The organism is Streptomyces sp. NPDC001220 (genome assembly GCF_053597895.1).
Window position 1 is genome coordinate 175,953 of sequence record NZ_JBSFJE010000009.1, and the last position, 16,563, is coordinate 192,515.

Consider the following 16,563-nt stretch of genomic DNA (forward strand, 5'->3'; position numbering starts at 1 on the left):
GAAAGCACCGAAGGACTGGCACCCCCCATGCGCGCAACCTTGCTTTTCCAGGCCGGCGACGTCCGCGTCGAGGACGTCGCCGACCCCGAGATCCAGCAGCCCACCGACGCGGTCGTCCGCATCGTGGCCGGCTGCGTCTGCGGCAGCGACCTGTGGCCCTACAGGTCCCAGCCGCTGACCGACAGGCCCCGCCAGATGGGCCACGAGTTCATCGGTGTGGTCGAGGAGACCGGCACGGAGGTGAAGGGCTTCAGGTCCGGGGACCTGGTGGTGGTCCCGTTCACCTACTCGGACGGCACCTGTGAGAACTGCCGCCGGGGCCTGACGACCTCCTGCGTCCACGGCGGCCCCTGGGGGGTCGGCGGTGTCGACGGCGGCCAGGGCGAGGCCGCCCGGATCCCCTTCGCCGACGGCACCCTGGTCAGGCTCCCGGTCGGTGAGGACTCCGAACTGCTGCCCGACCTGCTGACCCTCTCCGACGTGCTGTGCACCGGCCATCACGCCGCCCGCACCGCCGGAGTGAGGGCCGGCGACAGCGTCACCGTCATCGGCGACGGCGCGGTCGGCCTGTCGGCGGTCATCTCCGCGAAGCTGCTCGGTGCCGAGCGGATCATCCTCATGGGCCGCCACACGAAGCGCACCGACCTCGGGCGCGAGTTCGGCGCCACCGACGTGGTCGCCGGACGCGGCCAGGACGGCGTCACCGCCGTGCGCGAGCTGACCGGCGGCACCGGCACCGACCGGGTGCTGGAATGCGTCGGCCTCAAGGACGCCCTCGTGCAGGCCACGGGCGCGGTCCGCGACGGCGGCGTCATCAGCCGTGTCGGCGCCCCGCAGTATCCCGAAGTGCCGTTCGGCTTCCCCGAGTTCCTGCGCAACATCACCCTCACCGGCGGCGTCGCCCCCTCCCGCGCCTACATCGAGGAACTCATGCCGCACATCCTGAACGGCGACATCCGCCCCGGCCGCGTCTTCGACCGCACCGTGGCCCTGGACGACGTCGCCGAGGGCTACCGCCTGATGAACGACCGCGAGGCCCTCAAGGTCCTCGTCCGCCCCTGACCAGGGTGGTTGCGCACCACACCACCACTCGGCCCGGCAAGGACGCCGTCGAGGGGGCGAAGGAGCCTGTTCCGTACCGCGTCCGGCCGACCGTGCAGGGCTCGTCGGCCGGGCGGCGTACGGCCGTCTCCGCACGTGGAAAACGCGGCCTCGGGTGTCGGGTGTCCGCGGTGCGGCGTACGCTGGCACGTCGCTGTGGCAGTGCGGGGGAGGAAGCGGGAGTTGGCTACGGACAGAGCGACCTCGGACGTGTCCGTTTCGTCCGAGGACGGTTCGTGGGGGCGGTTGCTGGAGGACGTGGCCAGGAGCGGACGGCGGCTGCGTCGCGCGGAGTTGGAGTCGCTGCGCGCATACGGCGACCGGGCCGCCGAGGAGGGGCGGGGGCTCGCCGAGCTGGTCGACGAGCGGCTGGCCGCGACCGGCAGGGTCTGGGAGGGGCAGCCGGTGGACGCGGCGTCGATGGCGGCGCTGCGGGCGGCGGTGGCCGCGCTCGCCGCGGGGCACGGCCGGGCGTACCGGGAACGGCTGCGCCGGGAGGAGGCCGGGCGGCGGGAGTTCGTGGCGGACCTGCTGAGCAGCCGCAGCGACCTGGGACGGCTGGCCGAACACGCCGAGCGCTTCGGGCTCAATCTGGCGTGCGCGCATGTCGTCGCGGTCGCCGAGGGCGACGGCTACGACCTGGAGGACCCCCAGGTGCGGGCGCTGGAGCGGCAGTTGCTCGGCCGCTTCGGTGAGGAGGAGGTCCTGCTCGCGGTGAAGCACGGGCGGCTGGTGTGCATCGTGCCCTCCGGCCCGGGTGAGGCCGCAGCGGTCAAGGCGTTCGCGGAGCTGACGCAGGGGCGGCGGGTCGTGGTGGGCCGTCCGCACAGCGGGCCCGGCGGTGTCGTGCACTCCTACGAGGAGGCGCGGAACGCGTTGGAGCAGGCGGCCCAGCTGGGGCTGGACGGGAAGTTGCTGAACGCGGCCGATCTGCTGGTCCTGCCGGTGCTGTTGCGGGACCGGGAGGCCCTGGAGGAGCTGGTGCACGGGGTGTTGGGCCCGTTGCGGAAGGCGCGTGGAGGGGCGCAGCTGCTGCTGGAGACCCTGACCGCCTACGCGGAGTCGCGCTACGTCGCGGCGGAGGCGGCACGCCGGCTCGGACTGAGTGTCCGCGCCCTGGCGTACCGCATCGCGCACGTCGTCCGGCTCACGGGCCTGGATCCGGACGACGCGCTGCAGCGCTACACCCTGGAGACGGCGGTGTTCGGTGCGCGGCTGCTGGGGTGGCCGGATCAGTCGGCGGACGGGTAGGAGACGGAGGGCGAGCCGACGGACGGGTAAGAGGCGGAGGGCGAGCCGACGGACGGGTAGGAGACGGAGGGCGAGCCGACGGACGGGTAGGAAGCGGAGGGCGAGCCGACGGACGGGTAGGAGGCGGAGGGCGAGCCGGCGGGCGGCTGGGCGGCGGACGTGTACGCGGCGCACAGTGCGTGCCAGCGGTCCGTTTGTTCGGGGGTGGACCGGCCGCGGAGCCGGGTGAGTTTGAGCAGGTTGGCCTCGGCGGCGCTGCCGAGGCTCCGTGCCTCGGCGAGGTAGTGGTCGTCGAGCAGGGCCTCGACCTCGGTGTCGCTCTGGACGGGGTCGATCCGGGCGGCGAGCCGGGCCATGGTGCGGTAGGAGCCCTGGAGCAGGAACGGCGGTTCGAGGCGGTCGGTGTCCTCTTGGGCGGCGGAGGCGATGTAGGCGCTGTTGACGGCCAGGACGGTCCGCTGGACACGGCGCAGCCGGGTGAGAGTCGCCAGCACCCGGTCCAGGTCGTGCACCGGGTGGGCGAGCTGGTCGGCCTGTGCGCCCGGGTCCCCGTCGGCGAGGGCGGCCAGCAGAGCGAGGTCGGCCGGGTCGGTTCCGGCGAGCGGGGCCAGCACCGGGTTGGCGGCGAGGGCGTTCTCCAGGAAGGAGAGGGCGAACAGGTCCTGGTGGCCGGTGAGGACCTCGCCCAGGTTCCAGACGTCGGCGCGGTTGGCGAGCATGTCGGGGATCTGGAAGCGCCGCCCGTTCGCGGTGTAGGGGTTTCCGGCGAGGCAGACGGCGAAACGGCGCCCGCGCAGGTCGAAGCTGCGGGCCACGCCGTCGCTGACGGCCTCGACACGGCGCTGCGCGTCGCACAGCGGGATGAACTTCTGGAGCAGCTCGGCGGAGACGTGCTGGATGTCGTCCACGTGCAGCAGGACGTTGCTGCCCGCCTCCAGGGCGAACACGATCTTCTCGACCTCGCGGCGGGCGGCCGCGTCGGGGGCGCGGTCCGGGTCGAGTGAGGTGGTGCCGGTTCCGAGCGCGGGGCCGTCGACGCGGACCATGAGCAGGCCGAGGCGGTCGGCGACGTATTCCAGCAGGGTGGTCTTGCCGTAGCCGGGCGGGGACAGGAGCAGCAGCAGGCCGCTTCGGTCGGCGGGGCCGGTGGTGTCGAGGGTGCCGAGCTGCTTGGCCAGGTTGTCGCCGACGAGTGGGAGATACACCTGGTCGATGAGCTGGTTGCGGACGAAGCCGGCGAGCGGGCGGGGGCAGTGGTCGTCCAGGCGCAGCCGGGCCCGCTCGGCGACCAGGACGTCCGCGCGCTGCCGCTGGAAGGCCCGGAAGGCGGGGGCTCGCTGCTCACGGAACACCCGTGCGCGCTGGGGCAGTTCGTCGATGCGTACGGTCAGCCGGCCGTCGCGGACACGGGGGTGGGTGCCGAGGAGGCCGTCGACGGTCTCGCCGACGGGCGCGGTGATCTCGTAACGCGGCAGGTCGGGTGCGCACAGGTGCGCCACGGCCTCCGGCACGCCCTCGCCCTCCGCGTGCAGGGCCGCGTACGAGCCCAGCCAGGCGCCGGCGAGCTGGTGCCGCGCGGGCAGGTCGGCGCCGAGCGCGCCCAGGTCCGCGGTGAGGACGGGGGCGGCGGCGGTGTGGCGGAAGCCGTCCAGGAGGGTGCGCGCGGCGACGCCGGTGGCGAATCCCTCCTGCGGGTCGGCGAGTTCCTCCTGGAGGTACTCGCCGGCCCGTGGCACCGGCGGCAGCCCGACTGCGGCGGTGAACTCGGCGACCGCGGCCGTGAGTTCGGCCGCCAGCTCGGAGGAGGCAGTCGCCAGCTCGGAGGAGGCAGTCGCCGCCGCGGACGGGGCGGTCGCCGGCGCGGCACCGTCGGGACCCAAGTGGCCGTCGGGACCGAAGTGGCCATCAGGTCCGAAGTGGCTGTCGGCTCCGAAGTGGCCGTCGGCTCCGAAGTGGACGCGGGCCAGCGCCAGGGAGCGGGCGCGGCGCTGCCAGGCGGCCCGCTGGGCGTCGGTCGCGCCGTGCGCCCAGAACAGCTGGGCGGTGGCGCGCACTTCGGCGGGGTGCCGCAGCAGACCGGCACCGGCGCGCAGCCGCAGCAGCGCGCCGAGGATGGCCGCGGCATCGTGGTCGTGGACGCCGCGCTCGTACCCCTCGTCGTAGCCCCGCTCGGCCGCGCGGCGGACCTGGTCGAGCAGCGGTTCACCCGGTTCACCGGTGGCCGTGGCCAGCAGCGAGGCGGCCAGGTACTCGGCGCGGTAGAGCGACGGTGACTCGCTGACCAGGGGCTGTGTCCAGAACTCGCGGTCGGCCGGCATCTCGGGGAGGTCGGCCGCCCGGCGGTAGCCGGTACCGGTGATCACGAATGCCAGACCGTCGTCGCCGTCCGGCTGGAGGGTGAGTTCCACCGGTTCGCGGCGGACGGCGAAGCGGTGGCGGCCCAGCCGGACGGTGGCGCCGCCGTCCTCGGACAGGTCGGCGCGGTCGCGCAGCTCGCGCAGGGCGGTGCGGACGGCGCCGAGCAGGCCGTCCTCCAGTTCCTGGGCGCGTACCCGGTCGTCGAGGCCGCGCAGTTCCCCGGCGGCGGCGCGGACGCGCAGCGCCATCGGGTCGGCGGCCTGCGCGGCGTGGATGTCGGCCGCCGAGCCGAGCCCGGCGAGCCTGCGGCTCAGCGCCTGAAGGGCTCGGCGGGCGGAGGCGGCGGCCCGGTCGGCGCGGGCGGCGGCCTCGTCCAGCAGGCTCTGGCGGCGGGCGGCGAACGCCTGCCGGATCTCCTCCCGGCGCAGGGCCAGGTCGGCGGCGAGATCCTCGGCCTCGGCGAAGCGGGCCTCCAACGCGTCCACCCGCAACAGCAGACGGGCGAGTTGGTCGTCGCAGGCGGCCGGGGTGTCGGCCGCGGACAGGGCGGCGGTCGCCGCCTGGGCGAGCAGCGCCGACTCCGCGGCGTGCGCGGCGCGGTGCTCGGCGTCGAGCAGGACGCGGCGGCGGGTGGTCAGCACCGCCCGGGCACGGTTGACCGCCGCCAGGACCTCGCCGATGGCCAGCAGTACGGCCGTTCCCGCGCTCGGGTCGGCATCGGCCGCTCCGGTGACCAGGTCGGTGACGGTGGCCAGGGCGTCCGCCTGCTCGGTGAGGCGGTCGGCGAGCCGCGCGGCCTCGGCGGCGGTGCCGATCGAGGCCGCTTCCTCTGCGGCGAGCCGCGCGGCGGCCAGGGGGCCGGCGAAGGCGTCGGGACCTGCGAAGAAGGCGAAGGCACGCTCGGTCGCCGCCGTCAGCTCGGCGGCCAGGTCCGCCTCGACCCGGTCCAGTGCGGCCAGGTCGAGCTGGGGCAGTTCGCGCAGGGTGCGGGTACGGCCCTGAGCCCGGCGCAGTTCGGTGAGGAGTGCCGTCCAGGCGTCCGCGTCGACGGGCGGTTCACCGTGGGAGCGGCGGACCAGCGCGGCGGCCTCCGCGGCCGCCTGGTCCAGCGCCTGTGCGGCGCGCGCGGCGAGTTGCCGGATCCTGGCCTGCTCGGCGACCAACTGCTCGGCGGCGGCCCGCAGTTCGGTGAGTGGTTCGAGCAGGCCGGTGTCGGCGAGCCAGTAGTGGCGGTCCGTCGCCTTGGCGCAGGCGTCGAGGATCAGCTCCGGGGAGGCCGTCGTCCGGTTCTCCTGCGCGGCGGCGGTCGCGCCGCGGACCACGTCGAGGCAGTCGGCGATGCCCGCGACCAGGTCGGCGTTGCCGATCCGCGCCAGCGGGCCGTCCCCGACGGGCTGGGCGGCGGCGTGGTCGGCGGACTGGAAAGGGGTCTGCCACAGCTGGAGTTCGTGCGTGCGCACCGGCTCGTGGTCGGGTTTGAGGAGAACGAGAGTGCCGTCCGGCAGCAGGGCGTACGCCGCGCCGTGCAGGGCGCTCGCGGCCTCGCGGCGGACGGTGTTCCACGGCAGCAGCAGGACCTGGGCACGGCCAGGCCGGCTCAGGACGTAGAGCAGGTCCTCGCCGTTGGGCGAGGGGAGCACCGCGTCGAAGCGCAGCTCGTCGGCGGCGGACCCGTCGCCCGCGGAACCGGCACCGCCCGTACCGGACGCGCCGCCTGCACCACCCGCACCGGACGCGCCGCCCGTACCGCCCGCACCGGACGCGCCGCCCGTTCCAGTCGCCCCGCCGCCGATGCGGAAGACCCGATGGCTGCCGTCCGCCAGTTCGTAGCCGCCGGGAAAGATCAGGCCCTGCTCGGCGGGGAGCAGCCTGGCACCGCGGCCCAGCGAGTCCTGTCGACGCACCGAACCGGTACGGGTGTTGACGACCAGGTAGCGGTCCGCCGGTTCGTTGTAGGGGCGGATCCGCAGGAGCAGCAGGGGTCCGGTCGCCGCGTAGGCGATCGTGGCGTCGGCCAGACTCTGCAGCGGCTCGTCGACCGCTTCCCGGAACAGCGACCGGTCGCCGGGATGCGCCCGGACCGTGAGGCTGCCGCCGGTGGTGGCGACCGAGACCGCGCCCTCGCCGCCCTGGATCAGGATCCTTCCGTCCGCGTGGTACTCGCGTCCGGTCGTCGTCCACGGCAGCTCGGAGACGGGCGGCTGCGGCAGGTCGCGTTCACCGTGGTTGCCCAGGTACTCGACCCGGTCGGTCCCCAACTGCCAGCTCAGGACCCGCAGATCGCCCTCGTTCCCGCCGGTGCGGAACACGGCGAGCAGCCGCCCCGACGCCGTACGCCTCAGGTCGGTGAGGCGCGCGTCCCGGTAGTAGCGCAGCAGCTCGGCGAGGTCGCGGTGGAACCGTTCGTCGTCGAGCAGACCGGGGACCTTCTCGTGGTCCAGGGGCGAGCCGTCCAGGGTGTGCAGCGACAGCAGCCCCGTGTCGAGGTCGGGTGCCGAGGTCCCCAGGAGGAGGACGTCGGGCCGTACGGCGACCACGCCGCGTGCGGTGGCCTCGCCGCCGGTGCGGGGGCGGGCCGAGCCCGCGAGCTCCAGGGGGCGGGAGCCGAAGGCGTCCTGCCGACGGGAGTTCAGCGAGGCGGCCCGTCGGCCGAGTTCCGCGGCGCGGTCGGCGAGCCGTTGCCGCAGGATCTGGTAGGTGCCGTCCTCGACGCCCATGGTTGCTTTCCGTTTCTCCTGGCCGCGTTGCGCCGTCGGTCGTCTGCGGCATCGTTGTGGCTGGTCGCGCCCGCGCGGCGGTAGCCGCACATCAATACAGCCCCGCGCCCCTTACGGGGCGCTACTTCGTCGTACCGTTGGCGAGCTGTACGGGGTCTCCACTCTGCTCGCCGCCCAGCAGCTTCATCAGCAGGGCCAGGTTCCACGGGCCGCCGGCCGCCAGTGAGCGCAGTACCTCCGTCGCGTCGCCGCTGAAGCTCTTCTCGCCGTTCAGCCAGTCCGCCCCGAGGGCCTGCACCGTCTCCGAGCCCTGCACCGCGCCGTCGATGGCCTTGCCGAAGGACACCGCGCCGACCAGCCGCTCCAGGAACACGCTGTCGCCGCCGACGATGTCGATGTCCGCGCTCTCCAGTCCGGCGGCCAGCACCGCCGCCTGGGCCTCGGCCACCTTGCTCTGGACCTCCAGCGCGGCCATCCGGACCTCCTTGTCGGCGGCAAGGCGCAGCCGGAACTCCTCGTGGCTCCGGGACACCTCGTCCAGCGCGGCCATCGCCGCCGCCTTCTCCTTGAGACCGGCGGCCTCGCCGAGGAGCCGCTCCCGGATGCCCACCGCCTCCGCGTTCGCCTTGCTCTGAGCGACGGCGGCCTCGGCGAGCCCGACCTTCTCGACGGCCTCCGCCTTCTCCTTCAGGCCCGCGGCCTCGCCCTCCAGGCGGGCCCGCACGCCGGCCGCCTCGGCCATGGCCTGCCGCTCCGCCACCTCGGCCTGGGCCAGACCGGCCGCCCCGGCCAGGGCGCGCTCGCCCTCCGCCCGGCGTACGTTGGCCGCGGCCTCCAGCTCCGCGCGCTTCTGCCCGGCCTCGGCCAGCACCAGCTGCTCCTTCGCCCGCAGGTGCGCGGCCTGCTCGGCGGCCTCGGCCGCCTTGATGTCCTTGACCAGCTGCTCCTGCGCCTCCGCCTCGGCGGCGATGATGACGGTCTGCCGGGTGCGCTCGGCCTCCTGGACCACCCGGACCCGCTTGATCTCCTCTTCCTGCTCGGCGACCGTGCGGTCCACCGCGATCCGCTCGCGCACCACGTCGGCCACGCCCCGGCGCTCCACCTCGACCTGCCGCTCCTTCTCCGCCCTGGCGAGCTCCACCTCCCGCTCCCGGTTGACGACCTCCATCAACCGGTCCTTCTCGATGCGCTCGCTCTCCACCGCGAGGACCCGCTCCCGGTTCTTCTCGGCGACCGCGATCTCCCGCACCTGGTTCTCCCGCTGGACACCGAGCAGTTCCTCGGTCCGCAGCAGCGCGCTGTGCGCCTTGAGCCGCTCCTCCTCCTGGACCTGCGCGGTGGCCGCCTCCTCCTGCGCGCGCAGGGTCTCGATCCCCTTGCGCTGCCTGATCTCCGCCTCCGCGCGCCGCCGTTCCAGCTCCAGGACGGCCTCGCGCGCGTCCACGTTCTGGCGGGTGATCTCCATCTCCTCGTTGCGCTGGAAGTCGTTGGTGCGGATGTGCTCCAGCGCCGTCAGTTCGGTGATCTTCCGGATGCCCTGGGCGTCCAGGATGTTGGAGGCGTCGAGCTGTTCCAGCGGGGTCTGCTCGAGGTGGTCGATCGCGGCGTCCTCGAGGTGGTAGCCGTTCAGGTCGGTGCCGATGGCCGCGACGATGCGGTCCCTGAACTCCTCGCGCTTGGTGTAGAGGTCGGCGAAGTCGAGCTGCTTGCCCACCGTCCGCAGCGCCTCGGCGAACTTCGCGCTGAACAGGTTCTGCAGGGTCTCCTGATGGCTGGCCCGCTCCGTGCCGATCGCCTGGGCCACCTTGACGACGTCCTCGACCGTCTTGTTGACCCGGACGAAGAACGTGATCTGGATGTCGGCGCGGATGTTGTCCTTGCAGATCATGCCCTCCCGCCCGGTGCGGATGATCTCGATGGTCTTCACCGAGATGTCCATGACCTCGGCCCGGTGCAGCATCGGCAGCACCAGGGCTCCGGTGAAGGTGACGTCGACGCTCTTGGGCCGGGAGACGATCAGCGCCTCGCCCTGGACGACCTTGCGGAACAGCCGGCCGAAGAGCAGCAGTGTGCCCAGGCCGATGAGCAGCAGGACGGCGACCAGCACGCCGATTCCGATGGTGACGACAGACATGGCTGTTCCCTTGGACGACCTCGTCGTGGATGGATGAACGATCTGTGGGCGTACTCGACGCCCGAACGCAGCGGAGGGTGAGGCCGCGTCAGCCGGTGGCCGGCACGGCGGGCATGACCCAGAAGTACTCGCCCGCGTCGTCGTAGTCGTAGATGAGTGCCGAGGCCCCGGCACGGAGTACGCCGCCCGGCCCCGCCGCGTCGTCGAGGCTCTGCCGGACCTGTACGACCGCGGAGGAGCCGTCGGCCGCACGGACCTCGGCCTGTCCGAAGTCGGGGCCGACCCGGCCGGTGCGGATCACGCAGCCGAGGCCGACGAAGTCCCGGCGCGAGGGCGGCGGGGCGGGGGCCGGCATCAGCCGCCGCAACGGCCACGCCAGCAGCCGCGCCCCCGCCCACCCGCCGGCCAGGGCGGCCGGCAGCAGCACTCCCCCGTGGCCGCTGCCGAACACGACCCGGCCGCTGAGCGCGCTGAACCAGGCGAAGGCGACCACCAGCGACACCGCCACGGTGATCGGCACCCCGCCCAGGCCCAGCACCTTCTGCAGTCCCCCGTGGCCATGGCGTCCCCCGCCATGCCCGTGGCCGTGGCCGTGCCCGTGGTGTCCTCCGCGCGCCCCGTGGAAGTGGGCGCCCCCCAGGAGCACCAGCAGCCAGTAGACCGCCACCACGACGAGCGCGAAGCTGAAGACCACGGTCGGAAACGCCGTGACCGCCCCCAGAAAGTCCCCCACTGCACTCGCCCGCCTCTGCAGATCCCCCGACGGCCACGTTTCGTGTGCCGCACGCGCAAGGGTGACACCGGGGCAACGACCGCGCAGTGCATGATCCCGGAAGTCTCGGCGGTCCTTTCACGTCCCGGTTCAGCTCACACTGCGGACGCCGGTGCCCGAGCCTGACGGCTCTGCCGTGCGTGCCCGTCGACGGCGACGCCTGCCAGGTCACCCACTCCGAGTTCCTCGGCAGGGGCGGTGGTCGAAGGGCTGCGAATCAGGACGCTCCCGGCCGGGGCTCCTCGCCGTCGTAGGCGACCAGCGCGGCCTGGCGGCACTCCAGCAGGCTGCCGAGGATCTCGGGGGTCACCTGCTCCTGGGCCAGTGCCACCGTGGCCCTGGCCTCGACGGAGGCCCATGCGTGCCGGGCGCGCTTGTTGGCGCGGCGCCTGCTGTCGCTGCGCAGGAAGCCCGCTCCCGCCGCGAACCCGGCGGAGGTCAGAGCGGCGAGGGCGGCGGGGACGCGCGCGTCCGCGGAGGCCAGTCCCGCCGTTCCCGCCGTGCCGGCGAGCAGGGCAGCGGGGAAACCGAGGGCGATGTCCATCCTGGTCCAGAACTCGGCCCGGCGGTGGGCGAGTGTCCTCTGGCGCGTCGCCTCGTCCCTCAGCCGCTCGATCTCGGCACGCAGGCGCCGCTCGGGCTCGTCCGGACTCAGGTGGGTGGTTCCGTCAGCGGGAGTGGCCATGAAGGCATTCCAACACGCCTGTTCCGGAAGGTACTTGGTGAGTCCCAACAGCCTTCGGGGGCGACGGACGTGAGCTTCCCACGAATCGTGCACCGCCACGCTTGCAGCCGATCCTGCCGATGATCTTCACCGTCGCTCGGCTGCCCGCGGACCCGTCTGAATGCGGGCTGTCAGCATGGCCTCAAGGCAGCATAGATTTTGCTCCAGTTGATCAACAGGGGGAGCAGTGGCAGGGCGGGATCTTCGAACTCTGTTCAGCTCCAACGACCGGAGCATCGCCGCCAGTGAGGCGTTCACGAACCGGCAGGCACAGTGGCAAGCGGTGACGGCCTGCCTCGCCGAGCATGTGCGGCATGTGATCCGCGCGGACTTCGACGCGGAGGATCTGGAGGCTCCCCGCCGTAACGTCCTCGTGTTCCACGGCGTTGGCGGGATCGGCAAGTCCACGCTCTCCCGCAAGATCGAGGCGTCGCTCACCCGCAGCGAGCATCGTCCCGTGCAGTGGGAATCGCCGTCCCACCCCGAGGAGCGGACGCTGCCGGTCCGTATCGACCTCGCACGCGCCGCGGGCATGGACTTCGAACGCGTCATCCTCACCGTCCGCCTTGCCGTCGCCGCGCTCGGTCGGCCAATGCCCGCCTTCGACCTCGCTCTGCGCCGCTACTGGGAGCACAACCACCTGGGCGAACCGATCGAGGACTACCTGCGCCGGGGCGGGCTGCTGAGCCGCTTCAGCGCCGCAGCCGCTCTACCGCAGCAGATGCAGTCGGCCCTGAGCGACGTCGCCCAGGCCCTGCTCCTGCCCGGCACCGTCGGGAGCGCGCTGGGCCACGGGGCCGGAGCGCTCATCAAGGCGTTACGCGAACGGCGCCAGTCCGTACGCGCCCTCGCCGGCTGCTCCCGCCTGGCCGATCTCCTGGAGGCCGAGCCCGACCTGGAAGCCCTCAGCTTCTACCCGCACCTTCTCGCCTGGGACCTGGCCCAACTCCCGGCCGACAAGCGCGCACTGCCCGTGATCCTGCTGGACACCTTCGAGGACACCGGAGACCGCACCCACCGTGACGTCGAGCGCCTGCTCCAGCGCCTCGTGTGGCTGATGCCCAACGCGTTCTTCGTCGTCACCGGACGCAACCGCCTTCAGTGGGCGGAGACGAGCCTGGAAGGGCAACTCGACTGGACCGGGCCGAACGCCTGGCCCGGCCTCGTCTCCGACACGGCACATGCCGGCGCAGGTGCATCCGGCCACCAGATCCTGATCGGCGACTTCTCCTCCGAAGACTGCGAGGACTACCTGGCCCGCAGGCTGAGCCGCAACGGACAGCCACTCATCGACGAACCGGTCCGCCGGATCATCACCGAACGCTCCCACGGGCTGCCTCTGTACCTCGACCTGTCGGTCATGCGCTACCTGGAACTCCGGCGCGGCGGCAGACAACCGCAGGTCACCGACTTCGACCACAATTTCCCGGCTCTGATCGCCCGTACTCTCAGCGACCTGACCGCCGAGGAGCGCCACGTACTGCGCTCGGTCAGCCTGCTCAGCGCATTCTCCGTGCCCCTGGCCACCCAGGTCGCCGGCATGGACCACGACGCCCCCGCCCTACGGCTGATCGAACGCCCCTTCATCCGTGAGTCGCCCTCCCGCGTATGGCCCTTCCATGTCCACGACCTGATCCGCGCCGCCATCCGCAGTGCGGACGACGGCAGTGACGACCGCTGGTCGGACCAGGACTGGCAGCGCGCGGCCCAGCGCGCCTTCCACGCCCTGGAATCCCAGTGGCGCCAGGACCCCCGTCGCGACCGCAACGCACTGGTCCGCTGCCTTCAGCAAGGTCTCCTGATCGCCCGGGACTTCCGTCTCGGTCTCGGCTGGCTCTCCGATGCCGCATTCCATTACGTAGGAGATTCCATCTGGGAACCGCTCGCGCTCCCCGCTGCGGGTGACCCTTCATCGGGCGGTCTGCAGACTGCCGCGGATGCCCTGGTGGAAACGCTCAGCGCCGTCACTCGGCGCCAGCACGAGCACCGCGAGCGCACGGCCGGCCGACTCTCGGCCGTCCTGGCGTCGGGGCTGCTCCCCGACGACCTCGTTGAACTGGCCACGTACTACCTGGCGAAGGCCCAGCGAGACCTCGGCCTGACCGACGATTCACGCCGAGGCATGCAGCGTGTCGCCTCCGCTGACGGGCGGCTCGCTTCCGCCGCTCAACGGGGCCTGGCACACCTGAGCCGACTGTCCGGAGACTTCCCCGCGGCAGTGGAAGCCGCCGGGCGGCTGGGCTGGGAGGGACGGCACCATCGGGTCCTGGGAGACGTGTGGTGGGTACAGGGAGACATGGAGCGGGCGACCGCCGCCTACCTGGCGGCCAGGAGCGAAGCCGAAGAACACGGTGCGGTCGGCGAGACCGCCATGGCCCAGGCGCATCTCGCCTTCGCTGTCTCCATCGCCGACCCGCTCCGCGGCGATGACGAACTCGACCTGGCAGACCGGCTGCTGTCGCACCTCAGTCTGCGCTCCAGCGAGATGACCGCTCGCATCGCCGCGCTCGTACGCGACGCCGGGTTCGCCGCGGACGTGCCCGACCGAGCAGCCGTACTGCTCGCCGAAATCGGCGCCTCCGGCATTTCCTATGCCGCAGCCAAACTGCAGTTGGCCCTGTGCTTCCACCACGCCGCCCTCGACTCCCAGGACGACCTCGTCACCGCGATCACCCGCCTGCGCGAACTCACGCTCAGCGGCGACTACGCCTACTACGTCGACATCGCGCACTTCATGGGCGGACTTCCCCTTCCCGAGCAACCCGCGCGAGCACGGTGGATCGACGGAGAACGACAGACCCGCGAACGATGGCACCGCCTGGTCGAGACACGCCGCAGCCACCTCGGTACAGCCCGCTAGACCGCACCGGGCGGAGTCGGGTGCGGCCTAGCGAGCTTGCCCCAGGCTTACGCGGAGGGTGTCCGGGAGGCCGGTCTGGAGCACTTTCGTCGGCTGGACGCCTGTTCCTGACGTCCTGCGCTGTTCCGCTCCCCCGCCGCATGGGCAACCCAGCCGGTGTCCGTCCCTGTCGCTAGCATCGCGGCAGTCTCCGGGGAGGAAGCATGGGTTATTCAGGCGATTTTGTTCTGGTGCGCAGCGATTCGTCGTTGACGGATCTGCCTGTATTCGACGACCCGGAGTGGTGCATCGAGGAGCGCACCGAACGCTTCCACGAGTGCTGGCCACGCCCCGGGGGCTGGCGGACGCTGCAAGTGAATGACCATCTGCCGGAGAACGGCGACGACCGGTGGCTGCACCGGCTGGTCACCGTAACCGGCTCGCCAGTCATGATCGCAAGCGTCATGGACAGCGATGTCTGCTACGTCCGCGGTCTCACTCCGTCCGGGGTCGCCTGGTCGACCTTCCTCGATCCGGTGATGGCCGCCGACTACGAGGTGTCGGTGTCGCCGCCTTCGGAGGATGAGGCGCCGCAGGGGGAGACCGACAAGGACAGGAGAGTCCGCTGGTTGCTCGCGGACGTGCCCCGGACAGCGGAGCAGATAGCGGTCTGGGCAGCCGAGAGCGGGTTTACCGCGGACCGTGATGCGCTACGTGCGGTCCTGACCAAGAGGGCGGACCCGCTCGTGGAAAACCTCCTCTTCGAACTGATCGATGCCTGCGGACTACCGCCGGCCGAGCCTGTCCGAGAAGATCCCGCAGCCGTTGACCACCCTGCGCACCCAGGCCACCGCCCCGAACAGAGCTGCCCACGCGGCGCCGGACTGGAAGCAGCGGTGTTGAACCTCCCGCGTGACGGGCACCTTGTGTTGCAGTGCGCCGCGGAGGCGGACTGCTACGCCCAGGTCTGGCTCCGCCCTGACGGCACCTACCAGCTCGAACATCGTGATCGCGGTCCCGCCGAGCACTATCAGACACGGACACTCTCAGCGGACAAGGTCATCGCAGCCCTGGCGGGCTGGGCGGCCGGCGAGATCGCCTGGCGGGATGCTTTCCAATGGAACTCGATCGGCTCCTGGTTCAGCGATTCCTAGCCGAGCGGTCACGCGAAACGCTCGGCTGGGGATTCCCAGCCGAGCGTCTGCGACAGCCCCTCGAGTTCGCCGTCATGGCGTGGGGCCTTTGGCATCTACTTCGGAGCCAACACCGGCAAGTCGACTACCAGCCGTGATCGCAGTCGGAACCGATGTCGGTGAACTGCGCGCCTGGGCTGCCTTCGCCGTTGATCAGGTTTCCGCCCAGGCCGTTGAGGACGCCCACCTCGCCGAGGATGTCGAGGTTCAGGTCATGGGACCTACACCCGCCGCCGTGCCCACCGTTCGCGACCTGGGCACTGGCAGGGCTGACGCCCATGAAGCTGACACCGCTTATGATCGCGACCGCAACGGCAACCTTGCGAAAACTGTTCATTTCTCCTCCTCGGGACAAGTGGAGCGCACTATCAGAAGATCCACTTAGCGCTCATTTCGGAGGCTAGATCGACATCCCGCCCGGCGCTCATCGGGGAAGCCATCCGGGGGTTCTGAGGGCCAATCGGTCGATGCGGCTTCCTCCGGCCGGGGGTCCGCAGCGGTCGGGGGCAGGTGGTCTGGATGTCGTGACCGGGGACGCGGGGCACGATGCGTTCCAGAGGCCGAGCACTCTCATCGTGGACAGGGAGATCGTGTGGACGGTATCCGCTACGACGTCGCGCCTTCCGTGCGTGCCGTCTACGGGCCCCAGGACCTCAGCTCCGCACCGGCGTTCGGGGGCGGGTTCATCAACTTCGGTCACTGGGAGGGGATTCCGCTCGACCGGCCCCTGACCGCCGAGGACCGGGTGCGGAGCCAACAGGATCTGTACCGCCGTGTGCTGGGCACTCTCGACGGGGCCGACACCCATGCCGTCGAGGTGGGCTGTGGGCTCGGGCTGGGCGCGGTACTCGCGCTGGAGGAGTACGGATTTGCCTCCGTGGCCGGACTGGACGTCCACCCCGAGCAGGTGGAGCGGGCCCGGCGGCCCAATGCCGGCGTGCTTGGACGGGCGCCGGAGCGGCTTCGGTTCGTGCAGGGGGCGGCGGAGGAGATGCCGTTCGAGGAGGGGCGGTTCGGGTGTCTGTACTCCGTTGAGGCCGCCCAGCACTTTCGTGACCTGGGTGCGTTCGGGCGGGAGGCCGCGCGGGTGCTGCGGCCCGGTGGGCGGCTTGCCGTCACCAGTTTCTTTCTGCCGGTCGGTGCGGAGGACACGGGTGCGGAGGACACGGGTGTCGCGGACACGGGTGCCGCGGACATCGGTGCGGAGCTTGCCGCGCGGCTGGACAGCTTCGCGTCCGGGCTGGATGTGGCCCACCCGCTTGTCTCACTGCTCGAGGCCCTGGACGCTGCCGGGCTGACCGACGTACGAGCCGAGTCGATCGGTGGTCAGGTCTGGGCGGGTCTGGATCATTTCCTGTCCGGCATCGACCTGCCCGTGCGGTGGCCGCGGAACTTCCTGCCGGCCTGTCGCGACGGACTGCTGGACCACTACGTCGTCTCCGCACGGCGTTGAGGAGGATGGCTACTCTGCACG

The 16,563-nt window shown here is 72.0% G+C and carries 10 protein-coding genes; 5 read left to right on the forward strand and 5 right to left on the reverse strand.

The genetic code is table 11. From position 1 onward, the window contains the following. The first annotated feature begins 27 nt into the window (after positions 1 to 27). The gene (locus ACWDGI_RS22580) at positions 28 to 1,062 is read left to right on the forward strand and encodes a zinc-binding dehydrogenase (RefSeq protein WP_450761649.1); all 1,035 of its coding nucleotides are present in this window, start codon (positions 28 to 30) and stop codon (positions 1,060 to 1,062) included. 222 nt (positions 1,063 to 1,284) lie between these two features. Beyond that, positions 1,285 to 2,352: a PucR family transcriptional regulator gene (locus tag ACWDGI_RS22585; RefSeq protein WP_450761651.1), complete on the forward strand. Its 1,068-nt coding sequence runs from the start codon at positions 1,285 to 1,287 to the stop codon at positions 2,350 to 2,352. On the opposite strand, the gene ACWDGI_RS22590 is transcribed toward ACWDGI_RS22585, so the two are convergent. The 4 genes from ACWDGI_RS22590 to ACWDGI_RS22605 all read right to left on the reverse strand — a co-directional run bounded on the left by ACWDGI_RS22590 (position 2,334) and on the right by ACWDGI_RS22605 (position 11,018). Beyond that, on the reverse strand, positions 2,334 to 7,427 hold the full coding sequence (locus ACWDGI_RS22590) for a DNA repair ATPase (RefSeq protein WP_450761653.1): 5,094 nt from the start codon (positions 7,425 to 7,427) through the stop codon (positions 2,334 to 2,336). The genes ACWDGI_RS22585 and ACWDGI_RS22590 overlap by 19 nt on opposite strands. 121 nt (positions 7,428 to 7,548) lie before the next feature. Beyond that, positions 7,549 to 9,561 carry an SPFH domain-containing protein gene (locus ACWDGI_RS22595; protein WP_450761655.1) on the reverse strand — a complete coding sequence of 671 codons (2,013 nt, stop codon included), beginning with the start codon at positions 9,559 to 9,561 and terminating at the stop codon, positions 7,549 to 7,551. An 88-nt stretch (positions 9,562 to 9,649) separates the two neighbouring features. Then, positions 9,650 to 10,294, reverse strand: a complete 645-nt coding sequence (locus ACWDGI_RS22600) for a hypothetical protein (RefSeq protein WP_450761657.1) — start codon at positions 10,292 to 10,294, stop codon at positions 9,650 to 9,652. Positions 10,295 to 10,550: 256 nt separating this feature from the next. Beyond that, on the reverse strand, positions 10,551 to 11,018 hold the full coding sequence (locus ACWDGI_RS22605; protein WP_450761659.1) for a hypothetical protein: 468 nt from the start codon (positions 11,016 to 11,018) through the stop codon (positions 10,551 to 10,553). A 226-nt stretch (positions 11,019 to 11,244) separates the two neighbouring features. Here ACWDGI_RS22605 and ACWDGI_RS22610 point away from each other — a divergent pair, with 226 nt between their 5' ends. After that, entirely contained in the window at positions 11,245 to 13,917 is a 2,673-nt protein-coding gene (locus ACWDGI_RS22610) for an ATP/GTP-binding protein (RefSeq protein ID WP_450761661.1), read from the forward strand. A 203-nt stretch (positions 13,918 to 14,120) separates the two neighbouring features. Continuing rightward, positions 14,121 to 15,050, forward strand: a complete 930-nt coding sequence (locus ACWDGI_RS22615) for a hypothetical protein (RefSeq protein WP_450761663.1) — start codon at positions 14,121 to 14,123, stop codon at positions 15,048 to 15,050. Between the two features lie 124 nt (positions 15,051 to 15,174). On the opposite strand, the gene ACWDGI_RS22620 is transcribed toward ACWDGI_RS22615, so the two are convergent. Next, on the reverse strand, positions 15,175 to 15,426 hold the full coding sequence (locus ACWDGI_RS22620; RefSeq protein WP_450761665.1) for a hypothetical protein: 252 nt from the start codon (positions 15,424 to 15,426) through the stop codon (positions 15,175 to 15,177). Between the two features lie 255 nt (positions 15,427 to 15,681). On the opposite strand from ACWDGI_RS22620, the gene ACWDGI_RS22625 reads away from it, so the two are divergent. Continuing rightward, complete coding sequence (locus tag ACWDGI_RS22625) at positions 15,682 to 16,542, forward strand: class I SAM-dependent methyltransferase (RefSeq protein WP_450761667.1); 861 nt, start codon at positions 15,682 to 15,684, stop codon at positions 16,540 to 16,542. The last annotated feature ends 21 nt before the right edge of the window (positions 16,543 to 16,563 follow it).